At 40.8% G+C, this 12,064-nt stretch carries 16 protein-coding genes; 15 read left to right on the top strand and 1 reads right to left on the bottom strand.

The window, feature by feature from the left end; translation table 11 throughout:
- From AB5213_RS08965 to AB5213_RS08905, 13 genes are all read left to right on the top strand, one after another.
- Positions 1 to 288: antirestriction protein ArdA (locus tag AB5213_RS08965; RefSeq protein ID WP_368276610.1), on the top strand; the 288-nt coding region annotated here is incomplete at its 5' end.
- Between the two features lie 15 nt (positions 289 to 303).
- Positions 304 to 699 carry a hypothetical protein gene (locus AB5213_RS08960; RefSeq protein ID WP_195196762.1) on the top strand — a complete coding sequence of 132 codons (396 nt, stop codon included), beginning with the start codon at positions 304 to 306 and terminating at the stop codon, positions 697 to 699.
- Positions 700 to 715: 16 nt separating this feature from the next.
- Positions 716 to 1,219, top strand: a complete 504-nt coding sequence (locus AB5213_RS08955; protein WP_349063116.1) for an antirestriction protein ArdA — start codon at positions 716 to 718, stop codon at positions 1,217 to 1,219.
- A gap of 112 nt (positions 1,220 to 1,331) precedes the next feature.
- Positions 1,332 to 1,721, top strand: a complete 390-nt coding sequence (locus tag AB5213_RS08950) for a conjugal transfer protein (protein WP_005611098.1) — start codon at positions 1,332 to 1,334, stop codon at positions 1,719 to 1,721.
- Positions 1,708 to 4,161, top strand: a complete 2,454-nt coding sequence (locus AB5213_RS08945; RefSeq protein WP_368276609.1) for an ATP-binding protein — start codon at positions 1,708 to 1,710, stop codon at positions 4,159 to 4,161. Before AB5213_RS08950 ends, AB5213_RS08945 begins: the two co-directional genes overlap by 14 nt.
- Positions 4,158 to 6,296: a CD3337/EF1877 family mobilome membrane protein gene (locus AB5213_RS08940; protein ID WP_368276608.1), complete on the top strand. Its 2,139-nt coding sequence runs from the start codon at positions 4,158 to 4,160 to the stop codon at positions 6,294 to 6,296. The genes AB5213_RS08945 and AB5213_RS08940 overlap by 4 nt, the downstream gene beginning before the upstream one ends.
- Positions 6,293 to 7,300, top strand: coding sequence for a lysozyme family protein (locus tag AB5213_RS08935; protein ID WP_368276607.1), 1,008 nt, complete (start codon positions 6,293 to 6,295; stop codon positions 7,298 to 7,300). The genes AB5213_RS08940 and AB5213_RS08935 overlap by 4 nt, the downstream gene beginning before the upstream one ends.
- A 14-nt stretch (positions 7,301 to 7,314) precedes the next feature.
- On the top strand, positions 7,315 to 8,217 hold the full coding sequence (locus tag AB5213_RS08930; RefSeq protein ID WP_368276606.1) for a conjugal transfer protein: 903 nt from the start codon (positions 7,315 to 7,317) through the stop codon (positions 8,215 to 8,217).
- A gap of 112 nt (positions 8,218 to 8,329) precedes the next feature.
- Positions 8,330 to 8,554: a hypothetical protein gene (locus AB5213_RS08925; protein ID WP_368276605.1), complete on the top strand. Its 225-nt coding sequence runs from the start codon at positions 8,330 to 8,332 to the stop codon at positions 8,552 to 8,554.
- A gap of 132 nt (positions 8,555 to 8,686) precedes the next feature.
- Positions 8,687 to 9,121, top strand: coding sequence for a LytTR family DNA-binding domain-containing protein (locus tag AB5213_RS08920; protein ID WP_173018164.1), 435 nt, complete (start codon positions 8,687 to 8,689; stop codon positions 9,119 to 9,121).
- Positions 9,114 to 9,527 carry a hypothetical protein gene (locus tag AB5213_RS08915; protein ID WP_117458673.1) on the top strand — a complete coding sequence of 138 codons (414 nt, stop codon included), beginning with the start codon at positions 9,114 to 9,116 and terminating at the stop codon, positions 9,525 to 9,527. Before AB5213_RS08920 ends, AB5213_RS08915 begins: the two co-directional genes overlap by 8 nt.
- A 5-nt stretch (positions 9,528 to 9,532) precedes the next feature.
- A complete protein-coding gene (locus tag AB5213_RS08910; protein WP_187566414.1) occupies positions 9,533 to 10,144 on the top strand; it encodes an isoprenylcysteine carboxylmethyltransferase family protein in 612 nt (203 codons plus the stop codon).
- A gap of 102 nt (positions 10,145 to 10,246) precedes the next feature.
- Positions 10,247 to 10,432, top strand: coding sequence for a cysteine-rich KTR domain-containing protein (locus AB5213_RS08905; RefSeq protein ID WP_081021270.1), 186 nt, complete (start codon positions 10,247 to 10,249; stop codon positions 10,430 to 10,432).
- Positions 10,433 to 10,494: 62 nt separating this feature from the next.
- Here AB5213_RS08905 and AB5213_RS08900 read toward each other — a convergent pair whose 3' ends face one another.
- Complete coding sequence (locus AB5213_RS08900) at positions 10,495 to 10,851, bottom strand: helix-turn-helix domain-containing protein (RefSeq protein ID WP_055158660.1); 357 nt, start codon at positions 10,849 to 10,851, stop codon at positions 10,495 to 10,497.
- A 538-nt stretch (positions 10,852 to 11,389) separates the two neighbouring features.
- Here AB5213_RS08900 and AB5213_RS08895 point away from each other — a divergent pair.
- Together AB5213_RS08895 and AB5213_RS08890 are read left to right on the top strand one after the other, a co-directional pair.
- The gene (locus tag AB5213_RS08895; RefSeq protein WP_117889335.1) at positions 11,390 to 11,809 is read left to right on the top strand and encodes a sigma factor-like helix-turn-helix DNA-binding protein; all 420 of its coding nucleotides are present in this window, start codon (positions 11,390 to 11,392) and stop codon (positions 11,807 to 11,809) included.
- Positions 11,809 to 12,045, top strand: a complete 237-nt coding sequence (locus tag AB5213_RS08890) for a helix-turn-helix domain-containing protein (protein ID WP_181991585.1) — start codon at positions 11,809 to 11,811, stop codon at positions 12,043 to 12,045. Before AB5213_RS08895 ends, AB5213_RS08890 begins: the two co-directional genes overlap by 1 nt.
- Positions 12,046 to 12,064: the final 19 nt, after the last annotated feature.

Below are 12,064 nucleotides of genomic sequence, written 5' to 3'. Positions count from 1 at the left end.
CTGTACTTTGCTTACACGGATTTATCGCCAGAGGTTCAGCAGGCTTATAAAGAGTTGATTCCCTACTGTGGCGGTGTAGAGGATTTATTGCAGAAATCAGAAGAATTTCTGTTTTATCCAGAGTGCCACAACATCATGGACGTTGCCCGTTACCGCTTGGAGCATAACATTGAATTTTCTGCTCTTTCCGAAAAAGGAAAGAAATACTTTAATCTGGAAGCCTACGCCCATGAGCTGGAAGAAAAAGGACGTTATGCTCTCTGCAACAATGGTATGTTCAAACTTTGACAGGTGGTATTGCTTATGGCAGAAATGAAAGTATTTGTTATCAATCTTGATGAACAGGAAAAAGATACAGGCTGTGCATGGTTTACACTTCCCTGCAACATAGAAGCATTAAAACAATCCATTGGCTTACCGCCGGACAGTGACCGTTATCTTATCAGTGATTATGATTTCCCTTTTGAAATCCTGCAAGATACAGACCTTGACCTGTTAAACAATATCTGCCTTGCGATTTCGGAGAGTGAAATCCCACCCGAAGATATACCTGCAATTCAAAGAGAATGGTTTTCAAACCTGCAAGAGCTGGAAGCCGGACTTTGCAATATTACATACCATCGGAACTGTTCGGCTATGGAAGAAACATCAGAACATTTCCTGTGTGTGCATGGCAGATTTTATGAATACAATGAGTGAAAGGAAGTGACTGCTTATGATTGATGATATGCAAGTCTATATAGCCAATCTTGGCAAGTACAATGAGGGAGAGCTGGTCGGGGACTGGTTCTCTTTTCCATTGGACGAAGAAGTGATTGCAGAACGTATCGGCTTAAATGCAGAATATGAAGAATACGCAATCCACGATACGGACAACTTCCCGATGGAGATTAGCGAATACACTTCCATCGAAGAACTGAACCGTATCTATGAGCAGTTGGAAGAATTACCGGATTACCTGCTGGATGACTTGGACAGTTTTATATCCTGCTATGGAAGTCTGGAAGAACTGGTGGAACATAAGGACGACATCATTCTGTATTCCGGCTGTGAAACGATGACCGATTTAGCCTACTATCTGATTGATGAAGAACAGATACTCGGAGAAATCCCGTCCTCTTTACAGAACTATATCGACTATGAAGCCTACGGGCGTGACCTCGATATAGAGGGGACATTTATTGCAACAAACGCTGGTATCTGTGAGGTACTGCGTTAAGGGCTGGCAGATCAGCACCGCCACTGGTGCTACTGTCAGCTTTTCTCTTGGGGCAGTCTGGGAAATCCGGCTGTCCCTGTTGTTATGAAAATGAAGAAAGGAGCATTTACAAGTGAAAAAAATCCGAAGTTATACAAGTATCTGGAACGTGGAAAAGGTACTGTACGCCATCAATGATGTCAACCTGCCATTCCCTGTGACCTTTACCCAGATTACATGGTTCGTGCTGACGGAATTTATCATCATTCTGTTTGCAGATGTACCGCCACTTTCTATGATTGAGGGTGCATTTTTAAAATATTTCGGGATTCCCGTTGCTCTTACATGGTTTATGTCACAGAAAACCTTTGACGGGAAAAAGCCATACAGTTACATCAAGACGATGGTGCTGTATGCCCTGCGTCCCAAAGTGACTTATGCCGGAAAAGCCGTGAACCTGCATAAGCAGAAATTTGAGGAAACTATCACGGCAGTAAGGAGTGTGACCTATGTTCCCGATTAAATATATCGACAATAACCTTGTCTGGAATAAGGACAATGAGGTGTTCGCCTACTATGAGCTGATACCGTACAATTATTCATTCTTATCCCCAGAACAGAAATACCTTGTGCATGACAGCTTCCGTCAGCTTATCGCACAGTCCCGTGAGGGAAAGATTCATGCGTTGCAGATTGCAACCGAAAGTTCAATCCGAAGCATACAGGAACAGTCAAAGAAGCTGGTAACTGGAAAGCTCCGTGAGGTAGCAATCCAAAAGATAGACGACCAGACCGAAGCCCTTGTATCCATGATAGGCGACAATCAAGTTGATTACCGTTTCTTTCTGGGATTCAAGCTCATGGTCACAGAGGACGAAGTCAATCTGAAGAACATCAAAAAATCGGTATTTCTGACATTCCGTGAGTTTTTGAATGAGGTAAGGCACACGCTGACGAATGACTTTGTTTCCATGAACAATGATGAAATCAACCGTTATGTGAAGATGGAGAAGTTATTGGAAAATAAAATCTCCCGTAGGTTCAAAATCCGCCGACTGGAAGCCAAAGACTTTGCGTATCTGATGGAACACCTCTACGGCAGGGACGGAATAGCCTATGAAGATTATGTGTATCCTCTGCCAAAAAGAAAATTAAAAAGAGAAACACTGATTAAGTATTATGACCTTATCCGTCCTACCCGTTGTGTGGTGGAAGAAAGCCAGCGATATTTGCGTCTGGAACATGAGGACAGCGAAAGCTATATATCCTACTTTACGGTCAATGCCATTGTCGGGGAGCTGGACTTCCCATCATCGGAAATCTTTTATTTCCAGCAACAGCAGTTCACATTCCCTGTGGATACGTCTATGAATGTTGAAATTGTCGGGAATAAGAAAGCCTTAACCACTGTCCGTAACAAGAAAAAGGAATTAAAGGACTTGGATAATCACGCCTATCAAGCCGGAAATGAAACAAGTTCAAATGTGGTGGAAGCCTTAGACAGTGTCGATGAACTGGAAACAGATTTAGACCAGAGCAAGGAAAGTATGTACAAGTTAAGTTACGTCATACGGGTGTCTGCACCCGATCTTGACGAACTGAAACGCCGTTGTGATGAAGTCAAGGACTTTTACGATGATTTGAACGTGAAGCTGGTACGTCCTGCCGGAGATATGATGGGACTGCATGGAGAGTTTCTTCCAGCCAGCAAGCGTTATATCAATGATTATATCCAGTATGTGAAATCCGATTTTTTAGCCGGACTTGGCTTCGGTGCTACCCAGATGTTGGGAGAAAACACAGGAATCTATATCGGCTATTCCGTGGATACGGGAAGAAATGTATATCTGCAACCGTCCCTTGCCAGTCAAGGGGTAAAAGGTACGGTCACAAATGCGTTGGCTTCTGCTTTTGTGGGTTCGCTTGGCGGTGGAAAGTCATTCTGTAATAACCTGCTGGTGTATTATTCCGTCCTGTTCGGTGGACAGGCAGTTATCCTAGACCCGAAAAGTGAGCGTGGAAACTGGAAAGAAACACTGCCGGAGATTGCAGAGGAAATCAATATTGTAAACATTACCAGTGATTCCAGCAATCAAGGGCTGTTAGACCCGTATGTGATTATGAAAGATGTCAAGGACGCTGAAAGTCTTGCCATCGACATTCTGACTTTCCTTACAGGAATTTCTTCAAGGGACGGCGAAAAGTTCCCTGTCCTTAGAAAAGCTGTCCGTACCGTATCCCAGAACCAGAACCACGGGCTGTTACAGGTCATTGAGGAACTACGAAAAGAGGATACCGCCGTATCCCGTAACATTGCAGACCATATCGAAAGTTTTACAGACTATGATTTTGCACAGCTTTTGTTCTCGAACGGTTCGGTGGAAAATGCAATCAGTCTGGATAACCAGCTCAATATCATACAGGTTGCAGATTTGGTTCTGCCGGATAAGGATACCACCTTTGAGGAATACACCACCATTGAACTGTTGTCAGTATCCATCTTAATTGTTATCAGTACCTTTGCCCTTGATTTCATTCACAGTGACCGAAGCATTTTTAAAATCGTGGACTTGGACGAAGCATGGGCGTTCTTAAATGTGGCACAGGGCGAAACTCTTTCAAACAAGCTGGTGCGTGCTGGTAGAGCCATGAACGCCGGAGTATATTTCGTGACACAATCCTCTGGGGACGTATCGAAAGAAAGTCTGAAAAATAACATCGGCTTAAAGTTTTCGTTCCGCTCCACAGATACCAATGAAATCAAGCAGACCTTAGAATTTTTCGGACTGGACAGTGAGGACGAAAACAACCAGAAACGGTTGAGGGATTTGGAGAACGGACAATGCTTAATGCAGGATTTATACGGGCGTGTCGGTGTGGTACAGATACACCCTGTCTTTGTAGAACTGCTCCATGCCTTTGATACCAGACCGCCGATAAAAAGTGAGGTGGATTTGGAATGATGAAATCTGTCACAAAAGAAAAGGTATTCCATGTACTGAAACTGGTTCTGCTTGCCGTGACCATCACGCTGGTACTGCTGTCCCTGCTTGGGACGGTGGCTCATGCGTCTGGACTGGTCGATGATACGGTCAATGCAGACAACCTGTATTCAAAGTATCCGCTTTCCAACTATCAGCTTGATTTCTATGTGGACAATAGCTGGTCATGGCTTCCGTGGAACTGGCTGGACGGCATTGGAAAATCGGTACAGTACGGACTTTACTGTATCACAAATTTTGTCTGGACAATCAGCCTGTATCTTAGCAATGCCACAGGATATGTGGTGCAACAGGCGTATAAGCTGGACTTCATCAATGACATGGCAGACAGTATCGGGAAAAGTATCCAGACACTTGCCGGAGTGACCGAAAACGGATTTTCCAGCAGTGGATTCTATGTGGGATTCCTGCTCATTATCATTCTGATTGTAGGTGTTTATACCGCCTATACAGGGCTTCTCAAAAGGGAAACCAGCAAGGCACTTCACGCTGTTATCAACTTTGTGGTGGTGTTCATTGTGTCTGCGTCCTTTATTGCTTATGCTCCCAATTATATCCAGAAAATCAATGATTTCAGTTCGGACATCAGCACCGCTTCTCTGGACTTGGGGACAAAAATCATGCTCCCCGATTCACAAAGCAAAGGCAAGGACAGCGTAGACCTTATCCGTGACAGCCTGTTTGTGATACAGGTAGAAAAACCGTGGCTGTTATTGCAGTTCGGGAACAGCGATACCGAAGAAATCGGGACTGACCGTGTGGAAGCTCTGGTATCTGCCAGCCCGTCAGACGAAGATGGGGAAACAAGGGAAAATGTTGTGAAAGCAGAGATTGAAGATAACGACAATGACAACCTTACCATTCCACAGGTCGTCAACCGTCTTGGCATGGTGTTCTTCCTGCTTATTTTCAATCTCGGTATCACAATCTTTATCTTCCTGCTTACCGGCATGATGTTATTTTCCCAGATACTTTTTATCATATATGCCATGTTTTTACCTGTCAGCTTTTTGCTGTCCATGATACCGACCTATGAGAACATGACGAAACAGGCAGTTGTCCGTGTGTTCAACGCCATTATGACAAGAGCCGGAATCACACTGATTGTGACCGTGGCATTTTCGATTTCCAGTATGTTCTACAACATTTCCACGGATTACCCGTTCTTCATGGTGGCGTTTTTGCAGATAATCTGTTTTGCCGGAATCTACATGAAACTCGGAGAACTAATGAGTATGTTCAGCCTGAATGCCAATGACAGCCAGCAGATAGGTCGCCGGATTTTCCGTAGACCGATGGTGTTCATGCGACATCGAGCAAGACGTATGGAACACAGGATTGCAAGGGCTGTCGGTGCTGGAAGTGTTGCAGGTGCGGTGGCAGGTGCAAGTGTTGCCAGAGCCGGAAAATCAGCAACGAACCAACCGCCAAAGAAACGGGAAAATACTTCTGCCAGCATGGGAAGCCGTGTTGGTTCTGCTGTGGGTGCTGTGATGGATACGAAAAATAAAATCCGTGACAGTGCTTCTTCTCTGAAAGAAAATGTGAAAGACCTGCCGACACAGGCTGGTTATACCGTCCATTCTGCCAAACAGAAGGCAAAGGATAATGTATCGGACTTTAAGCGTGGCGTTGTGGAAGAACGGGAAAACCGACAGGAACAGCGTACACAGAAACGCAACCTACACAGGGAAAATATCTCACAGAAAAAGCAGGAATTACAGAAAGCACAGGAAGCAAGACAGACAGTTCATGCGAATGGATCAGCGACAGCCGGAGCTACCAGAAGCCATGAACGCCCTGTTGCCACACCTGTTCCAAAACCAGCACAGACCGATATAGTTACGAAGCCGGATATGAAACGTCCTGCTACTTCTCCTGTGATAAAAAATGCAGAAATCAAGGCTGGAAAAGAAACCGTCCGAACCAATATCAGACAGGAACAGCAGGTTAAATCTGTTGCCAGAGCGAACCAGCCAAACGTGGCAGAATCCATCAGCAATCATAAGAAATCTACGGTACAGAAAACACAGGTCAACCAAAAACAAAATCGTAAGACTGTTACGAAGCAACCAGAGAAAGGACGGAAGAAATGAGATTAAAGCGTATCCTTATCATAGGTACGATATTTCCTGTCCTTTTCTCCATCGTCCTCTTTTTCGGGATACTGATTTCCGGCGAAGATGACGACAGTTCCAACAGTTATTCAACTGTCTACTCTGGCATGAACCTGTCAGCCGATGTCCTCAAACATCAGCCGATGGTAGAAAAATATGCCAGAGAAAACGGTATCACGGAGTATGTGAACGTCCTGCTTGCCATCATACAGGTGGAAAGTGGCGGTACGGCTACCGATGTCATGCAGTCCAGTGAAAGTCTGGGACTACCGCCAAACTCATTAAGTACAGAAGAATCCATTAAGCAGGGGTGTAAATATTTTGCGTCCCTGCTTTCTTCCTGTAAAGCAAAAGGCATGACGGACATTAACGTGGTCATTCAATCTTATAACTATGGTGGTGGCTATGCAGACTATGTGGCGAAGAACGGAAAAAAGCACAGCTTCAACCTTGCAGAGAATTTCGCAAAGAATAAATCCGGCGGTACAAAAGTGACCTATACGAACCCGATAGCGGTCAGTAAAAATGGTGGCTGGCGGTATAACTACGGAAATATGTTCTATGTGGAGCTGGTCAACCAATATCTGACCGTGAAGCAGTTCAGCAACGAAACGATACAGGCTGTTATGAATGAAGCGTTGAAGTATCAAGGCTGGAAGTATGTCTACGGTGGCAGTAACCCGAACACCTCTTTTGACTGTTCTGGTCTTACCCAGTGGTGCTACGGAAAAGCCGGAATCAGCCTGCCACGAACCGCACAGGCACAGTATGACGCAACCCAGCATATCCCATTGTCACAGGCACAGGCTGGCGATTTGGTCTTTTTCCATTCCACCTATAACACCAGCGACTATGTTACCCATGTAGGAATCTATGTGGGAAACAATCAGATGTATCATGCCGGAAATCCAATCGGCTATACTGATTTGACCTCTGCCTACTGGCAACAGCACATCATTTGTGCCGGAAGAATCAAACAATAGAAAGGACTTGAAATATGTTTAAGAAGAAAGAAAAAACAGAGAAAGCACCTAAGAATAAGAAAGTGCGTACCATGAAAGTCGGGACACATAAGAAATCTGTCCTGCTGTTGTGGGCGGTGCTTCTGGCAAGCACCAGTTTTGGTGTGTATAAGAACTTTACCGCCATTGACACCCACACGGTACATGAAAAAGAAATCATTCAGTTAAGATTGAACGATACCAACGGTATTGAAAATTTCGTCAAGAACTTTGCGAAAGCCTACTACTCATGGGATACCAGCAAGGAAGCCATTGAAGCAAGGACAACAGAAATCAGTAAATACATTACCAAAGAATTACAGGACTTGAACGCCGATACCATCAGAACAGATATACCAACCAGTGCTACCGTTACAAATGTGCTGGTCTGGAATGTAGAACAGCCTGGAACGAACGATTTTACCGTTGCCTACGAAGTAGATCAGCAGGTAAAAGAGGGAGAACAGACACAGACAGTCACAGAAAACTACACAGTGACCGTTCATGTGGATAAGGACGGTGCAATGGTCATTACCCAGAATCCTACCCTTGCTCCGGCAGTGCAGAAATCAAAGTATGAACCGAAAGCACAGGAAACAGATGTCAGTGTCAGCTCCGATACTGTCAAGGACGCTACCGCTTTCTTGGAAACATTCTTTAAGCTCTATCCGACAGCTACGGAAAAAGAACTTGCCTATTATGTCAAAGCCAGCGTGCTTGCTCCTGTATCCGGCGACTATGTATTTTCGGAACTGGTAAACCCTGTCTTTACCAAAGACGGCGATAACCTCAAGGTCAGTGTGTCTGTGAAGTATCTGGATAACAAGTCGAAAATGACACAAATCTCACAGTATGAGCTTTTACTTCATAAGGACGATAACTGGAAGATCGTAGAATAAATAATCAAGGCTTGCGTCATACTCTGTATAGTATGCTCCGCAAGCCTTATTTCCATTCCAGATTAGTATTTACAAAATTTGCAAAATAAGATGCGAATAGGAGTTAAAAGATATGATAGGGCTAAAAAAGAGAAATATTAAAAAAATGTTGAAACTTGGTGCTAAGGCTGGTGGAGTATCGTTTGTTGATGTTCAGGCTGATATAGAAGCTACTATTGATGAAGCAATGACCAGTACAGACCCACAAGTACAGGAAAATTTCAAAAAGTTGTTTGGAAATAAGCGTCCCACGTCAGAAGAATATATCTATAAAATTACGAAGAAAATAAAGCTTTAATTGGGTAAAGTGGAATGTGGGTATTTTACATACTGTTAAGGGTATTTGAACTTAAAGTGCTTGCGATTGTTTTGGAGAAATATTAAACTTCTATTAAAGTACATGGAGGAAAGCATATTGAAACTGCAACTATTGGAAAAAAAAGATTTGGTTGAACCTGAAATAGATATACGATATTCAAGTATGACACAACCTTTAAATCGGATTGTTCAATATATCCGTCAACAGGAATATCTTATACAAGGAATTTTTGAAAAAAAGCTGTATCAGATACCATTAAATGAAGTCTTGTATTTTGAAACCGTTGATAAAAAAACATTTATGTACACTCAACAAAAAATATTTGAATGCAAAAAGACACTTTCTGCTATTGAACAAGATTTAATAAGGTCAAATGTTGTAAGGATAAGCAAAACAGCCTTATTGAATATTTCTTGTCTGGTCTGTGTTAAACCTTACCCTAACCACAGATTATTGGCAGAACTTAACAATGAAGAAAATCTAATTGTTTCAAGAAAATATATTCCTATTCTAAGAGATAAGATAAGGAGTGGCTATTATGAATAAATTTTTAAGGACATATCTTCCTGCATTTTCTATGGCGTTTACATTTATTATTTTGTATGCAACGATAAGCAATATTATAGCAGGATATTCTAAAGACAGATTTTGTTTTTTTATTTTGCAGGTGTCTGTTTATCTTATGGTGTCAGTGATTGTCGATTGGCTTCTATCATTTATAGATTTTAGCAAATATATATATCACTTTATTGCTGAAATGATTATATTATATCCAATAACTATTGGTGTGGCTTTTATAGGCAAATGGTTTGCGTTTAGTGCAATTAACATTACATGGTATTCATGTGTCTATATTTTAATTATGATAGCTATTCATTGCTATTTTTATCATATTTCCAAAAGACAAGCTGATGAAATAAACAATTTTTTAAAATTAAGGAATAAGAGGTAATAGTAATGGGCGATATGACAAAATTTAATAGTGCTATTGAATATTATACATTTAATGTGTTGCTAATTTGTTTACTTATTTCCGAAATATTTATTTTCTTTTATACACGTTCAAAACAAAATAGAACTAAAAAAATTGACACTAGAGATTTAGGAACGAAATGGTTGTTATATTTAAACTTTGTATTTTGCTTGATAATTAGTTTTCTATGTGTCAGTCAAAAAGCTCCATTTTACATAAGAGAATTGACGTTGCCTGCTTACTTTGCAAAAATTGGTATGTTAATTATAGCAGTCGGGATTTGTATTCGTATAAAAGCTGTTTTAACTTTAAAAAAGGCATTTACATTAAATGTTCAGATTAGTAAAGAACAACAGCTAATAACAAATGGTATGTATAAATTTGTCCGCCACCCTGCCTACACTGGAAGTATTCTGTCATTATTAGGCGTGAGTATTGCGTTAAAGAATATCCCTGCTATAGTGATAGTTGCTATTTGTAGCTTTGTTTGTTATCAAATAAGAATAAATGTTGAAGAAGCAGTTTTACAAAAATATTTCAAAGAATATAAGTTATATAAAGAAAAAACATACAAACTTTTTCCGTATATATATTAAAATTGCTGATGCTTTGGAGATAACTTTAGTAATGGTATTGACTAGTTATTTTTTATGAAGAAATAAAATTTGTAAGATTAAGCGAATATGAGAGGAGCTTTTATGAGTAATCAATCGTGGGTGTTTTGCCCTATTTGTAACAATAAGACACGAACCAAAATACGGAACGATACAGAATTGATAAATTTTCCGTTATTCTGTCCGAAGTGCAAACAAGAAACTATAATCAATATGAAACGTGGAAATATAATTATCAGAGAGCCAGACGCTAAGACGCAGAGCCGATAATTTGTAAGTTATTGTAACTTATAGATTGTCGGCTCATTTTTTGAAACAAAAAAGTGGAGATTTTATTTTTTCTCCACTTCCTTTGACTTAATAATTCCATCAGCAACACTTTCAATAATAATTAAGTCTTTTTCGGACATAGTATCGAGTTGCTCTTCTAACTGCCGTCTTCTGGTGCTTTTTACCAGATCAGAGGCAGGTAAAAAAAATTCATCAGCAGATATATTAAGTAAATGAACAAGGTCATAAAGCACCTGTAAACTTGGGTGCTGTCCTTTGTTCTCGATGTTTGTTAAATAGCGTGGGTCAATTTCAATCATAGCTCCCACCTGCTCACGGGTCAGACCCTGCTTTATCCGAGCTTGTTTGATTGCCAGACCAAACGCTCTAAAATCGTACTTATCTTCTTTTTTACGCATATGTAATCACCTCACTACATTTTACAGTTCCTGTTTGCAAATCAACAGGTATTGAAAAACGTATATGTAGGTTTGTGAGTTCATATTTTGCGTTTTGAAACAAAATACTACTTGTGAGGTTAATAAAAAAACCGCTATAAGTAGTGTTCTTTTTTGAATGTCTCAATATTTATTCATTTCTTAGCGGTCAAAACCGCTTTTTTATTTCCAACAAAAGGTTTTGTTTTGCGGTTCTCGGAGGTAACTGCATTGCAACAAAACTGTAAATATCTATTTGTCTTACAGCTAAAAAAATTCCAGCTTATGCAGTAACGAATTACACCCTTGAATGTGGTTTTTTACATCACACAGTAGGAAATATTCAGAAAGCACAAAGTCAGTACATCTGTATTGCCTTAGTGCTTTTTTGTTATTTAAAAGAAGTTTGTAAATTCTTTGCTTTTCGTACAACAAATCGCACTCGCCAGACGAGTGTTAGTGCGAAAAGGGACAAGGAGTTCTTATCCCCTTTCAATTTAGCCAGAAAGGGGGTGAGAACATGAAACCCTCTTCTTTCCAGACAGCTATTCGACTTCAATTTGATTGTCTTGTAAAACGTGTTATTGACACGACAGTAAAAGATTATCAAAGAGAGCTGTCCAGACGTGCAACACACGAGATAGCTTTCTCTGAATTGCCGGAGCAGGAATTAAATCATGTAGGTATTACAGACGATTACGACAGTGATTATTCTTGTTTTGAGGTATTGGGGACAAAGGTAAAGGTTAATAATGAACAGTTAGCAGACGCATTGAAGATTTTACCAGAAAAGAAACTGGATATTTTACTGATGTTTTATTTTCTGGAAATGTCGGACGCTGAAATTGCTGATTTGTTACAGATTGATCGTAGCACTTCTTTCCGCAACCGTAGAAGTTCATTGGAAGAAATCAAAAAGTATTTACAGGAGGACGAATAATGAAATCCGCAGACAAATGCCCGTCTTTTACTGTTATATCTCTTTCGGCAGATGGTGACGTACAGGCAATAGAAAAAGTGCTGAAACATTATGATGCATACATTTCAAAAGCCAGCTTACGTCCATTATATGACGAATACGGGAATATTTACATAGCAGTAGACACAGAACTTAAAGGCAGAATCAGAACCGCTCTTATGGAAATGATTTTGAAATTTGAAGTTGAGGTAGTTTAAGGCACAAATCGCACCTTGA

The sequence above is a fragment of the Coprococcus sp. RTP21204st1_G4_RTP21204_210225 genome (assembly GCF_040915385.1).
Lineage (GTDB): Bacteria > Bacillota > Clostridia > Lachnospirales > Lachnospiraceae > Allocoprococcus > Allocoprococcus comes.
The sequence above is the reverse complement of the archived record's forward strand: the minus strand, read 5'-3'. Positions and strand labels throughout refer to the sequence as shown.